The sequence below is a fragment of the Streptomyces griseus genome (genome assembly GCF_900460065.1).
Classification (GTDB): Bacteria; Actinomycetota; Actinomycetes; order Streptomycetales; family Streptomycetaceae; genus Streptomyces; species Streptomyces griseus.
This window is the reverse complement of the sequence record NZ_UAVD01000024.1, coordinates 232940-246369: the sequence shown is the minus strand read 5'-3', so window position 1 is coordinate 246369 and position 13430 is coordinate 232940. Positions and strand designations below refer to the sequence as shown.

11 protein-coding genes and 2 riboswitches are annotated in these 13430 nt (G+C 72.8%); of the genes, 4 read left to right on the top strand and 7 right to left on the bottom strand.

Features of this window, described 5'->3' with window-relative positions; all coding sequences use genetic code 11:
• Positions 1-86: 86 nt before the first annotated feature.
• Positions 87-932 carry an inositol monophosphatase family protein gene (locus tag DTB53_RS11600; protein ID WP_012378375.1) on the bottom strand — a complete coding sequence of 282 codons (846 nt, stop codon included), beginning with the start codon at positions 930-932 and terminating at the stop codon, positions 87-89.
• Positions 933-1203: 271 nt separating this feature from the next.
• Here DTB53_RS11600 and DTB53_RS11595 point away from each other — a divergent pair, with 271 nt between their 5' ends.
• Positions 1204-1899: a type 1 glutamine amidotransferase domain-containing protein gene (locus DTB53_RS11595; protein WP_042498215.1), complete on the top strand. Its 696-nt coding sequence runs from the start codon at positions 1204-1206 to the stop codon at positions 1897-1899.
• Between the two features lie 40 nt (positions 1900-1939).
• On the opposite strand, the gene DTB53_RS11590 is transcribed toward DTB53_RS11595, so the two are convergent.
• On the bottom strand, positions 1940-2323 hold the full coding sequence (locus tag DTB53_RS11590; RefSeq protein WP_003965112.1) for a Zn-ribbon domain-containing OB-fold protein: 384 nt from the start codon (positions 2321-2323) through the stop codon (positions 1940-1942).
• A gap of 110 nt (positions 2324-2433) precedes the next feature.
• Positions 2434-3273, bottom strand: coding sequence for a TetR family transcriptional regulator (locus DTB53_RS11585; protein ID WP_042495736.1), 840 nt, complete (start codon positions 3271-3273; stop codon positions 2434-2436).
• Between the two features lie 169 nt (positions 3274-3442).
• Here DTB53_RS11585 and DTB53_RS11580 point away from each other — a divergent pair, with 169 nt between their 5' ends.
• Both DTB53_RS11580 and DTB53_RS11575 read left to right on the top strand, forming a co-directional pair.
• Positions 3443-4228, top strand: coding sequence for an electron transfer flavoprotein subunit beta/FixA family protein (locus DTB53_RS11580; RefSeq protein WP_012378379.1), 786 nt, complete (start codon positions 3443-3445; stop codon positions 4226-4228).
• 75 nt (positions 4229-4303) lie between these two features.
• The gene (locus DTB53_RS11575) at positions 4304-5266 is read left to right on the top strand and encodes an electron transfer flavoprotein subunit alpha/FixB family protein (RefSeq protein WP_012378380.1); all 963 of its coding nucleotides are present in this window, start codon (positions 4304-4306) and stop codon (positions 5264-5266) included.
• Between the two features lie 74 nt (positions 5267-5340).
• Here the strand turns inward: DTB53_RS11575 and DTB53_RS11570 are convergent, their stop codons facing one another.
• The 3 genes from DTB53_RS11570 to metE form a co-directional block, all read right to left on the bottom strand.
• Complete coding sequence (locus tag DTB53_RS11570; protein WP_012378381.1) at positions 5341-6732, bottom strand: lysine N(6)-hydroxylase/L-ornithine N(5)-oxygenase family protein; 1392 nt, start codon at positions 6730-6732, stop codon at positions 5341-5343.
• Between the two features lie 70 nt (positions 6733-6802).
• Positions 6803-8344 carry a pyridoxal phosphate-dependent decarboxylase family protein gene (locus DTB53_RS11565; protein WP_012378382.1) on the bottom strand — a complete coding sequence of 514 codons (1542 nt, stop codon included), beginning with the start codon at positions 8342-8344 and terminating at the stop codon, positions 6803-6805.
• 399 nt (positions 8345-8743) lie between these two features.
• Positions 8744-11068, bottom strand: a complete 2325-nt coding sequence (metE, locus tag DTB53_RS11560) for a 5-methyltetrahydropteroyltriglutamate--homocysteine S-methyltransferase (protein ID WP_012378383.1) — start codon at positions 11066-11068, stop codon at positions 8744-8746.
• 180 nt (positions 11069-11248) lie between these two features.
• Positions 11249-11438: riboswitch (cobalamin riboswitch) on the bottom strand.
• Positions 11439-11778: 340 nt separating this feature from the next.
• Between metE and DTB53_RS11555 the strand changes: the two genes are divergently transcribed.
• The gene (locus DTB53_RS11555; protein WP_003965122.1) at positions 11779-11976 is read left to right on the top strand and encodes a hypothetical protein; all 198 of its coding nucleotides are present in this window, start codon (positions 11779-11781) and stop codon (positions 11974-11976) included.
• Between the two features lie 78 nt (positions 11977-12054).
• Here DTB53_RS11555 and cobF read toward each other — a convergent pair whose 3' ends face one another.
• Positions 12055-12843: a precorrin-6A synthase (deacetylating) gene (cobF, locus tag DTB53_RS11550; protein WP_012378384.1), complete on the bottom strand. Its 789-nt coding sequence runs from the start codon at positions 12841-12843 to the stop codon at positions 12055-12057.
• Between the two features lie 259 nt (positions 12844-13102).
• Positions 13103-13281: riboswitch (cobalamin riboswitch) on the top strand.
• Positions 13282-13430 lie beyond the last annotated feature (149 nt).

Below are 13430 nucleotides of genomic sequence, written 5' to 3'. Positions count from 1 at the left end.
CTCCTTCGTCGGCCGGAAGTCTGACTCCCAGGGTATGCGCAGCCACCGACTGTGCGGACGCGGGTCCCCGGGCCGGGCGGGGCGGGTCAGACTTCGGTGCGCAGGGCGGCCAGTACGCGCTGGACGGTGGCCTCGTCGCGGGCCGCCGTGAACGGCAGTTCGTTGCCGCCGGCGATACGGAACGGGGCGCCGGACAGGGTCGACTGGGCGCCGCCCGCCTCGGTGACCAGGAGCAGGCCCGCGGCGTGGTCCCAGGCGTATTCCCAGTTGAAGGCGGTGGCGTCCAGGTCGCCGCGTGCCACCGCGAGGTACTCCAGGCCGGCCGAGCCGCAGGGGCGGGCCGCGATGCCTTCGGTGCGCAGGCCGAGCAGGGCCCGCTTCTGGGCCTCGGTGGTGTAGTCGGGGTGCGACATCGCCACGGTCAGCTCGGCGCCGGGTGCGGGCGCCCCGGAGCGTATCGGCACCCCGTTGAGCGTGGCGCCCCTGCCTCGTACGGCGACGGCCATCTCGCCCCGGACCGGTGCGTACGTCCAGGAGGCGTACACCTCGCCGTGGAGGGCGAGCGCGACCAGGGTGCAGAAGCCGGCCTCGCCCCGGACGAACTGGCGGGTGCCGTCGACCGGGTCGACGATCCAGACCGGGGCGTCGCCGCCGAGGGCGTCGTAGACCGCCGGGTCGGCGTGCACGGACTCCTCGCCGACGACGACCGAGCCGGGCAGCAGCTTGGTGAGGGCGGCGGTCAGGTGCTCCTCGGCCAGCCGGTCGGCGGCGGTGACCAGGTCGTGCGGGCCGTTCTTCTCGATGATCTCGTGGGCGGCGAGCTTCCGGTGGCGCGGCATGATCTCGGCCGCGGCGGCGGCGCGCACGGCGGCCTCGACCTCGGCCTGCGGTCCGGTGTGCCCGGCGGTCCCGTACAGGAAGTCATCGATCATGGCTCCAGCTAAGCACGGCCGTACGAGCCCTCGTCCTCCGGGTGAATGCGGACATCTCCGACGGGGCGGCCCGCCCCCGGAGGAATCCGCCGGCCGATTCCGCCCTGGACGGTTCGGGCCGTGCGCCGGGGGCAGGCGATCCGCCGGACGGCCGATCGCCGCCGCCCCGTCGGAAGCCTCTTTCCGGCACACGTGGGCGGGAGGCGGATCCAGGCCCGGCCGGGCCTACCGTCGGCCTGGTCAGCCACCCCGACCAACGGAGATGTACGACATGGCAAAGATCCTTTTCGTGGTGTCCGGCGCGGACCACTGGACCCTGGCGGACGGTACGGCCCACCCCACGGGCTTCTGGGCCGAGGAGGCCGTGGCGCCGTACCGGGCGTTCACCGCCGCCGGGCACGAGGTGGTCGTCGCCACCCCGGGCGGCGTCGTCCCGACCGTGGACCGCGGCAGCCTGGCGCCCGAGGTCAACGGCGGCCAGGAGGGCGCCGACGCGGTGGCGGCCGGTCTTGAGGCGTTCGAGGAGCTGCGGCGGCCGGTCGCCCTGGAGGACGTGGACCCGGACGCGTACGACGCCGTCTTCTACCCCGGCGGCCACGGCCCGATGGAGGACCTCGCGGTGGATCCGGTCTCCGGGCGGCTGCTCGCGCGGGTGCTGGCCTCGGGCAAGCCGCTCGGTGTGGTCTGCCACGGCCCTGCGGCGCTGCTGGCCGCTACCGGCCCCGACGGCGCGAACGCGTTCGCCCGGTACCGCCTGACCGGCTTCACCAACGCGGAGGAGGCCCAGGCGGGCTTCGCGGACCGGGCTGAGTGGCTCCTCCAGGACCGGCTGGTGGCGTTGGGCGCGGACTTCCAGGAGGGTGAGCCCTGGGCGCCGTTCGTGATCACCGACCGCAACCTGATCACCGGTCAGAATCCGGCCTCCTCGGTCCCGTTGGCCACGGAAATGCTCAACCGGCTGGGCTGACCGGCCGCCCGGCGTCGCGCCGCCCGGCCGGCCGGGACGCTCAGACCCAGTCGCGCCGCGCGGGCGGCTCGCAGAGCTCCAGGACCACCTCGCCCGTCTCCGGCTCGTCCCCGGGGACGGGCCGCACGCGCGCGCCGACCGTCACCAGGTGCGGAGCCGCCCCCACGATCCGGCAGCGGAAGACGAACCCTTCGGAGAACCGCACGAGGGACTCGTTGCGCGCCGCCTCGGTGTAGCGGTGGACCACGGCGGTCCGGACGACCGTGCCGTGGCCGTTGGTGATTTCGGGCTCCAGTTCGCTCGACGCGCACACCGGGCACAGCAGCCGCCGGAACGAGGCGGTGCCGCACCAGCGGCAGCGGTTGTAGGAGAGGCCGCACTCCTCGTGCGCCTTCTGGACGGTGCCCGTAGCTGTCTGGGACACGGCTCGACCCCCTGCGCTCGACTCGGACGCGCCGCACCTGCGCTGCGGGCGCGTCCGCACCATATGGCACTCAGTGCCGGACAGTAAAGGCACTGAGTGCCCATTGATGCTCAGTTCTCACCGACGGCTGCCTCGATCTGCTGCACGACGCGCCACATCGGGGTGCCTTTCCGGGCGACCATCACGATCACCTCTCCGTCGCCGGAGACGGGAAAGAGGGAGGCGGGAGGGGCGGGGGCGGATCCGGAGGACGCGGTGGAGGCGGGAAGGGGACCGGCGGACGAGGGAGCGGCGGGAGGAGACGCGGCCGGGCCGGCCGCGAGAACCCCTGAGGCGCCTTCCCCTCCCCCGCCCCCCTCCGGCGACGGCGCACCCGCACCCGCCTCCGCCTCCGCCACGGACCGCCCCCACACCTCACGCACCAGGGCGAGCGCATGGTCGACGGCCACCTCGGGATCACCCTCCCCACCCGAACGCAGCCACAGCCGGAGCCCGTTGTTGTGGGCGGCGACCACGGAGGCGGCGATCACCTCGGCCCTCAACTCCCCGTCCCCGCCCTCGCCGAACCGGCCGCGCAGATGACCGGCGAGGGTCTGCTCGTAACGGCGCACCACCGACAGTTCGTACGTCCGCAGCCCGGGGACCTCCCGGGTGAGGCGGTAACGCTGCACGGAGAACTCCGGGTTGGCCGCGTACATCCGCAACACGATGCGGGCGGCGTCGCACACCGCGCCGACCGGGTCGCCGCCGTCGACGACGGCCAGGAACTCGGTCATCTCGGCGAGGCAGCGCTCATGATCCGGGAAGACCGCGTCCTCCTTGGACGGGAAGTAGCGGAAGAACGACCTCCGGCCCACCCCGGCTCTCGCCACGATGTCGTCCACGGTCGTCCGCTCGAAGCCCCGCTCCAGAAAGAGCTGGAAGGCCGCCTGCGCGAGCACCTCCCGCATGGGTGCCTTCTTCTCGGGTCCTCGCGCCTCGCTCATGCGGCGAAACGTAGCACCGGAAGGAGCAGTTTGGCACTGGGTACCTTTACAGAGGGTACTGAGTGCCATAATCTGTGGACCAGTACGAAGGACACCCAGGTGGGACCACACCCAGGTAGGCAGGAGAGCCGGCGTGAGCTTGAGGATCGTTGTCTGTGTGAAGTACGTGCCCGACGCGACCGGTGACCGGCGTTTCGCCGATGACCTGACGCTGGACCGTGAGGATGTCGACGGTCTGCTGTCGGAGCTGGACGAGTACGCGGTCGAGCAGGCGTTGCAGATCGCGGACGAGGCGGACGATGCGGAGATCACCGTGGTGACGGTGGGTCCGGAGGATGCCAAGGACGCGTTGCGCAAGGCGTTGTCGATGGGTGCGGACAAGGCGGTTCACGTCGAGGACGACGATCTGCACGGCACGGATGTGATGGGCACGTCGCTGGTGCTGGCGAAGGCGGTCGAGAAGACCGGCTATGACCTGGTGATCTGCGGGATGGCCTCCACCGACGGTGTGATGGGGGTGCTGCCGGCGCTGCTGGCGGAGCGGTTGGGTGTGCCGCAGGTGACGCTGCTGTCCGAGGTCGCTGTGAACGGTGGTGTGGTGACCGGGCGGCGTGACGGTGACACCGCGACCGAGCAGCTTCAGGCGTCGCTGCCGGCGGTGGTGTCGGTGACCGACCAGTCGGGTGAGGCGCGCTACCCCTCCTTCAAGGGGATCATGGCGGCGAAGAAGAAGCCGGTGGAGTCCCTGGACCTGGAGGACCTGGAGCTGGACGCGGACGAGGTCGGCCTGGCGGGTGCGTGGACGGCGGTCGACTCGGCGACCGAGCGTCCGGCGCGCACCGCGGGCACGATCGTGAAGGACGAGGGTGAGGGCGGCAAGCAGCTCGCCGAGTTCCTCGCGGGCCAGAAGTTCATCTGATCCCGCGCCCGCGGTCCCCTTCTCTCCTGCCTCTTCCCCCGTTTTTCTTCTCTCGTCTGTCTGGAGTGCGTTGTCATGGCTGAAGTTCTGGTTCTGGTCGATCATGTGGACGGTGCGGTCCGTAAGCCCACGCTGGAGTTGCTGACGCTGGCGCGTCGCATCGGTGACCCGGTCGCCGTGGCGCTGGGCGCGGGTGCCGAGAGCACCGCGGGTGTGCTGGGTGAGCACGGTGCGGTGAAGGTCCTGGCCTCCGATGCCCCGGAGTTCGCGGACTATCTGGTGGTGCCGAAGGTGGACGCGCTGCAGGCCGCGTTCGAGGCGGTGTCCCCGGCGGCGGTGCTGGTGGTGTCCTCGGCCGAGGGCAAGGAGATCGCCGCCCGCCTCGCGCTGCGTATCGGCTCCGGCATCATCACCGACGCCACCGATCTGGAGGCCGGTGACGAGGGTCCGGTGGCGACGCAGGCGGTGTTCGCCGCCTCCTACACCACCAGGTCCCGGGTTTCCCGGGGTGTTCCGGTGATCACGGTCAAGCCGAACTCGGCGCCGGTCGAGCCGGCGGCCGCCGCGGGTGCGGTCGAGACGCTGGCGGTGTCGTTCGGTGAGGGGGCGACGGGCACGAAGGTGGTCTCGCGGACGCCGCGTGAGTCGACCGGCCGTCCGGAGCTGACCGAGGCGGCGATCGTGGTCTCGGGCGGGCGCGGGGTCAACGGTGCGGAGAACTTCCCGCTGATCGAGGCGCTCGCGGACTCGCTGGGCGCCGCGGTGGGCGCGTCGCGTGCGGCGGTGGACGCGGGCTGGTACCCGCACACCTCGCAGGTCGGGCAGACCGGCAAGTCCGTCTCGCCGCAGCTGTACATCGCCTCGGGCATCTCCGGCGCGATCCAGCACCGGGCGGGCATGCAGACCTCGAAGACGATCGTCGCGATCAACAAGGACGCCGAGGCCCCGATCTTCGAACTCGTCGACTACGGCGTCGTCGGCGACCTCTTCACGGTCGTCCCCCAGCTCACCGAGGAGATCAACACCCGCAAGGGCTGATCACTCGCCCCACCCCGCCCCGGGCCGCACGGTGAACCCCACCGCGCGGCCCGCCGCCGTTCCGGGCGCCACCGTCACCGCCGGTCCTCGGCCGCGTGCGACGCGGGATCCCGGTCCTCGCGGACCTGTGCGCCGAGGCCGAACGTGGTGAAGGCAGTGCGTTCGGGCAGCGGGTAGAACTCCTTGCCCGTCAGCGCGTTGACGATCACGGCGGACCGCCAGGCGGCCAGTCCCAGGTCCGGCGCACCGACTCCGTGCGTGTGCCGTTCGGCGTTCTGCACGAAGACGGAACCGGTTATCTCCGGTGCCAGAACGAGTCGTTGGGCCTCGTCGACCTGCGGACGCCCGGCCCCGTCGCGGACGATGGAGGGGGCGAGGGCGGCGAGCAGCCTCTCGACGGGGCGCTCCCGGTATCCGGTGGCGAGGACCACGGCGTCCGTGACGAGGCGGCCCCGCGCCTCCTGCTGGCCGTGCTCGACGGCCAGCTCGATGCGGCCCGCCCCGGTGACGGCGGCGCCGGTGACCTCGATGCCCGGGGTGAGCGTGACGTCGGGCCAGCCTCCGCCGAGACTGCGCCGGTACAGCTCGTCGTGGATGTCCCCGAGCGTGTCCCCGCTGACGCCCTTGTAGAGCTGCCACTGACGGGGCAGGAGCCGGTCCCGGGTCGCCTGCGGAAGTCCGTGGAAGTAGCGGGTGTAGTCGGGGGTGAACTGCTCCAGGCCGATCTTGCTGTACTCCATGGGCGCGAACGCCGGCGTACGGGCCAGCCAGGTCAGTCCCTCCGCCCCCTCGGGCCGGGACCGCAGCAGGTCCAGCAGGACCTCGGCGCCCGACTGGCCCGAGCCGACGACGGTGATGTGCCGGGCGGCCAGCAGCCGGTCCCGCTGGGAGAGGTAGTCGGCGGAGTGCAGCACCACCGCGCCCGGGTCCCGGACCAGCGCCCGCAACGGCTCGGGGACGTGAGGGGCCGTACCGACGCCGAGGGCCAGGTTGCGGGCGTGGGCGAGCCCGGTCGTGAGCGTCTCCCCGTCGGGTCCCAGCCGGGTGAACTCCACGGCGAACGCTTCCTGTCCGGGGTCCCAGGCCACCGTGTCGACCCGGTGTCCGAAGCGGGTGGCGGGAAGTTCGGCGCTCACCCAGCGCAGATAGCTGTCGAACTCGGAGCGGTGTATGTGGAAGTGCTCGGCGAAGTAGAACGGGAAGAGTCTGCGGCGGGTCTTGAGGTAATTGAGGTAGGACCAGGGACTGGTGGGCTCGACGAGGCTCACCAAGTCGGCCAGGAAGGGCACTTGGAGCGTCGCACCCTCGATCAGCAGCCCGGGGTGCCAGTGGAAGGCGGCGCGCTGCTCGTGGAAGACGGTGCGCAGCCCGGGGACGCCGTCGGCGAGCGCGGCGAGGGAGAGGTTGAAGGGCCCCGCCCCCACTCCCAGCAGGTCGAGCGGCGGCGTGCGCGGTCCGGGCGTCATCGGGTTCCTCCGGCGGGGGTCGCTGGTGCGGCGGCGGGTCGTCCCGGGCGCGTCGTGCGCGTCGTCGGCGTCATGGCGACAGCCTTTCCGCCAGGGGGGCATCGGTATCTTCGGCCGCCGGCGCTTCGGCCGCCGCGTGGTCCGCCGCCGCACGGTCCGCCGCCGCCGTGACGAGGTCGAGCAGGGGCAGCAGATCGGCGGTGGCCGCGTCCGGGTGCAGCAGGGTGGCCTTCAGCCACAGGCGGCGCCGGCCGTCGCCGTCCTCCGCCAGGGCGCGGCCCAGGACGGCGCGGCCCTCGGCGAGCAGGGTGCGGCGGACGGCGGCGACCACGGCGTCGCCCGCCTCGTCCGGCAGCGCGTCGGCCGCCGCGGGGCGGAACAGCACGGTGCTGATCCCGATGTCGCCGGGGCGGCGGCGCAGTCCGGGGCGGGCGTCGACGGCCCGGCCGAACTCCTGGGCCGTACGCACGCAGTGCTCCACCAGTCCGCCGAGTCCCCGGCGGCCGAGGGCCCGGAAGGTGACCGCCATCTTCAGGGCGTCGGGGCGCCGGGTGGTGCGGATCGAGCGGCCCAGCAGGTCCGGGAGTCCGGCCTCGGTGTCGTCGTCGGCGTTGAGGTAGTCGGCGCGCAGGGACAGCGGCGCGAGCATCCCGGCGTCCGCGACGGCCAGCACTCCGGCGGCGACCGGCTGCCAGCCGAGTTTGTGCAGGTCGAACGTTACGGAGGCGGCGTGCTCCAGGCCCGCGAGCAGCGGGGCCAGCCGCTCGCTGAACAGCAGCGGGCCGCCGTAGGCGGCGTCGACGTGGAGCCGGGCCGCGTGCCGCTCGGCGACGCGGGCGATCTCCGGGAGGGGGTCGATCCGCCCCTCGTCGGTGGTTCCTGCGGTGGCGACGACCAGCAGCGGTGCTCCGGCGAGGGCCGCCAGGGCGTCGTCGAGCGCGGCCGGGTCGATCCGGCCGTCGCGGCAGGCGACGACCACGGGAGCGGGCAGACCGAGCATCCATGCGGCGCGGTGGACGCTGTGGTGGGCGTTGGAGCCGGTCACCACCCGGAGGGTGCCGGGGGTCGCCCGTTCCCGGGCGAGGAGCAGGGCGACCAGGTTGGACTCGGTGCCGCCGCTGGTGATGAGGGCGTCGGGGGCGAGGGCCGTCGGGTGGATCAGCCGGGCCAGGGCGGCCGTGGTCGCCTCTTCGATCACCCCGGCGGCGGGCGCCTGGTCCCAGGAGTCCATCGAGGGGTTGAGGGCCGCCCCCGCCAGGTCCGCGGCCACGGCCACGGCGAGCGGCGGGCAGTGCAGATGGGCGACGCAGGCGGGATCGGCCGGGTCGGCGGCCCCTTCCGCGACCGCGCGGACCAGGTCCCCGAGCGCGGACTCGGGCCCGATGCCCTCCTCCGGCAGGACCGGGTCGAAGCGGGCGAGCGTGTTCCGGGCCACGGCCTCGGGCCCCCCGGCGGGCAGCGGGCCGCCCCGGGCCGGGGCGGCGTCCTCCAGCGTGTCCAGGACGATCGCGGTGAGGGCCCGTAGCCGGCCGGGCCCGTGCGCTCCGCCCGCGACGAGGCCTTCTTCCCGCGGACGGTCCGGGCCGGGTGCCGGCGGCGTCGCGTCGCTCACACCGCACGCTCCACGGGGAGTTCGCAGGACGGCAGGCCCTGAGCACGCAACATGGCGAAGTCCTTCGGTCGGAGTGCGCGGCGGGTCGTGCGGGTGTCGCGCCCGCGCGCGGGGCGGCACCGGTCACGGAAAGATCCACAACCGGGTATTCGCTGGTTAGGCTAACCTAACTCCGACCGTGCGGCGGAATGCGTTCCCACCGTACGGGGCGATCCACGGACGTCCGAACTACCGTTCCTCCGAGCGTAGTCGGGACGCGGCCGACGGCCCATGCCGGCATCCTTCGGCGGGGCTCCGCCCGTGCGGGGGCGTCGAGCCGTTCCCCGCCGTCGTCCCCGGGGGCCGTACGGGCGGGGCCCGGTGCGGAAGCGGTGGTGACCGCCTCCGCACCGGGCCGGATCACGCCGCTCCGGTGGGCAGCTCCGCGCGGATCTGCCGCGCGGCGGCGACCAGATTCTCCAGGGAGGCCCGGGTCTCGGGCCAGCCACGGGTCTTCAGGCCGCAGTCGGGGTTCACCCACAGGCGCTCGGCGGGGATGGCCTCGAGTCCCTTGCGCAACAGGGCCGCCGCCTCCTCGGCGCCGGGGATGCGCGGGGAGTGGATGTCGTAGACGCCGGGTCCCGCCTCGCGGGGGTAGCCGTGGGCGGCGAGTTCGCGGGCGACCTGCATGTGGGAGCGGGCCGCCTCCAGGCTGATGACGTCGGCGTCGAGGTCGTCGATGGCCTGGACGATGTCGCCGAACTCCGCGTAGCACATGTGGGTGTGGATCTGGGTGTCCGGCCGCACCCCCGAGGTGGCGATCCGGAAGGACTCCGTCGCCCACTCCAGGTACGCGGCGTGCTCGGCCGCCCGCAGCGGCAGCGTCTCGCGCAGCGCGGGCTCGTCGACCTGGATCACCGACGTACCGTTCGCCTCCAGGTCGTTGACCTCGTCGCGGAGGGCGAGGGCCACCTGGCGGGCGGTGTCGCCGAGCGGCTGGTCGTCGCGGACGAAGGACCAGGCGAGCATGGTGACCGGGCCGGTGAGCATGCCCTTGACGGGGCGTGCGGTCAGCGACTGCGCGTACGTGGTCCAGCGCACGGTCATGGGCTCCGGGCGCGAGATGTCGCCCGCGAGGACCGGCGGCCGGACGTAGCGGGTGCCGTAGGACTGCACCCAGCCGTGCTGGGTGGCGAGGTAGCCGTCGAGCTGCTCGGCGAAGTACTGCACCATGTCGTTGCGTTCGGGTTCGCCGTGCACCAGGACGTCGATCCCGGCCTTCTCCTGGAAGGAGAGGACCTCGCGGATCTCGTCCTTGACGCGTTCCTCGTACTCGGCCTCGTCGATCCGTCCCGCCCTCAGCTCCGCGCGCGCGGTGCGCAGCTCGGTGGTCTGCGGGAACGAGCCGATGGTGGTCGTCGGCAGCAGCGGGAGCCCGAGGCCGGCGCGCTGGGCGGCGGACCGCTCGGCGTACGGCTGGGAGCGACGGCCGTCGGCCTCGGTGACGGCCGCCGTGCGGGCGCGTACGGCCGGATCGCGGGTGAGCGCCGCGCCGGTGCGGGAGGCCAGGTCGGCGCGGTTGGCGGCGAGTTCGCTCGCGATGGCGTCCGTGCCGCTGCCCAGGCCGCGGGCCAGGACGACGATCTCCTCGGTCTTCTGCTTCGCGAAGGCGAGCCAGCGGGCGGTCTCCGGGTCGATGCCGCGTTCGGCGTCGGCGTCCAGCGGGACGTGCAGCAGCGAGCAGGAGGCGGAGACGTCGACCCGGTCGGCGAGGCCGAGGAGGGTGCCGAGGGTGGCGAGCGACTTCGCGTAGTCGTTGATCCAGATGTTGCGGCCGTTGACGACACCGGCGACCAGGCGCTTGCCCGGCAGGCCGCCGGCCGCCGCGAGGTCGTCGAGGTTCCCCGCGCCGGACTCGGTGAAGTCCAGGGCCAGCCCGTCGACGGGGGCCTTGGCCAGGACCGCCAGGGCTTCGCCGAGCCGCCCGAAGTAGGAGGCGACCAGCAGTTGGGGCCGGTCGGCGCGTCCGCCGAGTTCGCGGTAGGCGCGGGCGGCGGCGTTCAGCTCGGCCGGGGTGCGGTCCTGGACGAGCGCGGGTTCGTCGAGCTGCACCCACGTGGCGCCCGCCGCGCGCAGGTCGGCGAGGATCTCGGCGTACACCGGAAGCAGCCGGTCCAGCAGCGTCAGCGGCTCGAAGTCCGCCGCCACTCCGGGGGCCGCCTTGGCGAGCAGGAGGTAGGTGAGGGGGCCGACCAGCACCGGCCGGGGCGTCCACCCGAGTGCCAGCGCCTCCCGGAACTCCGCGACCTGCTTGGCGGAATCGGCGCTGAACACCGTATCGGGCCCCAACTCGGGCACCAGATAGTGGTAGTTGGTGTCGAACCACTTCGTCATCTCCAGCGGGGCGACGTCCTGCGTGCCGCGGGCCATGGCGAAGTAGCCGTCGAGGGCGTCGGCTTCGACCGACGCACGGTGCCGCTCGGGTACGGCGCCGACCATGACGCTGGTGTCCAGGACGTGGTCGTAGTAGGAGAAGTCACCGGTCGGCACCTCGTGGACCCCGGCCTCGGCGAGCTGCTGCCACGTTCCCCGGCGCAGCTCGGCGGCGGTCTCCCGGAGGGCGTCGGCGTCGACGCGGCCCTTCCAGTAGCCCTCGATGGCCTTCTTCAGTTCACGGTGGGGACCCTGACGGGGGTAGCCGTACACGGTGGCCCGTGCTGCCGCGGCTGCGGGCTTCGCTGTCACGTGACTCTCCTTCGCGAGCGTGTCTGCGGGAACAGACCCCGGGACGGGCACGCGGACGCGAAGGGATGACGCATCGGGCGGAGACCGGGACGCGTCGCATCCGTGTCCGTCCGCCTGATGGTTACGCCGACCCGCCCACGAGGTCACCGAGATCTCCGCACGCGAACGGTCGCGTGCGGGCAACGGGCAGGTCTTCGGACTCGCGGGCACGCCTGCCGGGGCAGACACCTAATGGCCGTCGCTTCCCAGACCCGGCCGGGCCCAGTGCGTATGACGGCGGTCGTTCCCACTCACCGCTGCGGGGCAGTCCCGGATTCCCACCGGGTTCCCTCTTGCGACACCCTGCCTGGCGGACAGGGCGAACCAGCTGCACCGGCCACCCTAAGGGGACGCCCGGCCCGCGCACACCGTTGTTCACACTTCGGACGGTGATATGAGACACGGCCCGGCGCACCTCCCCCGGCGCCGGGCCGGCTCCGGCGCGGAGGACCACCGCGCCGGGCCACACGCGTTCGTCCTTCGTTCGGCCGTTCGTCAGAGGCGCGCTGACCGCCAGTCAGGTCGCTCGCGCCCACTGGACGTGACAGTGACACAGATGTAACCGAATGGCGTAGGGACTGCGGAACCACCGAGCGTCACAAGCCGTTCTTCTTCCCACTACACGGCCGCCGACCCGCGGCGAGGCCGACCGAGGAAACGGAAAACGCCAGATGAAGAAGACAGTCGGGTGGGCCCAGGACGGCGACGACTGGACGATCACCGTGAACGGCACGCTGTATCGCGCGACCGAACGACCGGCGGACGGCCGGGTGCACGACTACCTGGTGAGGGGCGACGACTTCACGGCCGAATGCCCCAGCCTGGGACACGGTCTCGGCGTGATCAGGGCGCACGAGACCCGGCGCTGACACTCCCGCCGGTCCGACGACGAGGTGCGGAGGCCCTCGCCGCCCGCGCCTCGACGTGGCCCCGTCGGCCTCCGGCCGTCAGTCGCCGTCGCCGCCGGACGTCGGGCTCAGCAGATAGGTGTCCATGATCCAGCCGTGCCGCTCGCGGGCCTCCGCGCGCAGCCCGCTGATCCGGCCGGCCACGTCGTCGAGCGGGCCGGAGACCAGGATCTCGTCCGGGGTTCCGATGTAGGCGCCCCAGTGGATCCACCACCCCCTGCCCGTCAGATGGGTGAAGCTCTCGTGGCCGTCGAGCATCACGACGAGGTCGCAGTCATCGGGGAACCCCTGGGCCAGACGTCGTCCCGGGGTGATGTGGACGGGGCGGCCGACCTGGTTCAGGGTGACGCGGTGGCGGGCGGCGAGGGCGGAGACGCTGCTGATGCCGGGAATCACCTCATGGCCGAATTTCACCGTTCCGCGGCCCCGGATGTCGTCGAGGATCGCGAGGGTGCTGTCGTACAGGGACGGGTCGCCCCACACCAGGAAGGCCCCGCACTGCCCCGGTGCGAGTTCCTCGGCGATCAGGCGTTCGCAGAGGTCGGCCCGCCGGTGGCGCCAGTCGCGCACCGCCGAGGCGTAGCGCCCGGCGTCCTGCTGGGTGCGGTCCCGCCACGGGTCCTCGGCCTCGACGACACGGTAGGGGCCGGTCAGGTGCTCGTCGAGGATGTCCCGCCGCAGCCGGGTCAGCGCGTCCTTCTCCTTGCCCTTTCCCAGCACGAAGAAGACGTCGGCCCGGCGCATGGCCTTCACCGCGGCGAGCGTGAGGTGGTCGGGGTCGCCGGCGCCCATGCCGATGACGAGGATGTGGCGTGGTGCGTCGTTCATGTCAGCCCGTTCCTTCCGGTGGCGCCCGCGATGCGCCGCGCCTCGTGTCCGCGGACGGGCGCCCCCGCCCGGACCCGTGCGCGCCGGCACTGCGGCGTCCCGGTCCACCCGCCCTCGAACGACCCTAGGCCCTGTCGTCGAACTGCCGCCTGCCCCGCGGGGCCGCCCTTCGGCGGATCGGGTCCGGGGCGAGGCGGGGTGGACTTACTAGGACGTCCAACTATATCTTCGGGGCAACGGGGTGACCGGTGCGCTGCCGATCGCCCTCAAGGCCCGCGGTGTCAGGGAAGCCGGTGCGAATCCGGCGCGGTCCCGCCACTGTGACCGGGGAGTTCGTCCTCGCAGGACACGCCACTGACGGTGAAGCGGCCGTCGGGAAGGCATGAGGGCGCGCGCTGATCCGGGAGTCAGGATACCGGCCGCGGGATGTTCCGTGTTTCCACGAGGATGGAGCAGACACGCATGGCACCGGTCCGTAGTCACGGCCCCGCGATCCCGTCCCGGCGAGCGGTTCTCCCCGCCCCCTGACGGCCCCTGCCCTTCGCGTCCACGACGGCAGTCCCCTTCGCGCACCACGCCCGGACCAC

What these genes read in the sequence shown, in the direction of transcription:
- DTB53_RS11585 (WP_042495736.1), bottom strand. Translation starts at nt 3,273, where the DNA reads ATGCGGGAGGTGCTCGCGCAGGCGGCCTTCCAGCTCTTTCTGGAGCGG.
- DTB53_RS11555 (WP_003965122.1), top strand. Translation starts at nt 11,779, where the DNA reads ATGAAGAAGACAGTCGGGTGGGCCCAGGACGGCGACGACTGGACGATC.
- DTB53_RS11595 (WP_042498215.1), top strand. Translation starts at nt 1,204, where the DNA reads ATGGCAAAGATCCTTTTCGTGGTGTCCGGCGCGGACCACTGGACCCTG.
- cobF (WP_012378384.1), bottom strand. Translation starts at nt 12,843, where the DNA reads ATGAACGACGCACCACGCCACATCCTCGTCATCGGCATGGGCGCCGGC.
- DTB53_RS11600 (WP_012378375.1), bottom strand. Translation starts at nt 932, where the DNA reads ATGATCGATGACTTCCTGTACGGGACCGCCGGGCACACCGGACCGCAG.
- DTB53_RS11575 (WP_012378380.1), top strand. Translation starts at nt 4,304, where the DNA reads ATGGCTGAAGTTCTGGTTCTGGTCGATCATGTGGACGGTGCGGTCCGT.
- DTB53_RS11570 (WP_012378381.1), bottom strand. Translation starts at nt 6,732, where the DNA reads ATGACGCCCGGACCGCGCACGCCGCCGCTCGACCTGCTGGGAGTGGGG.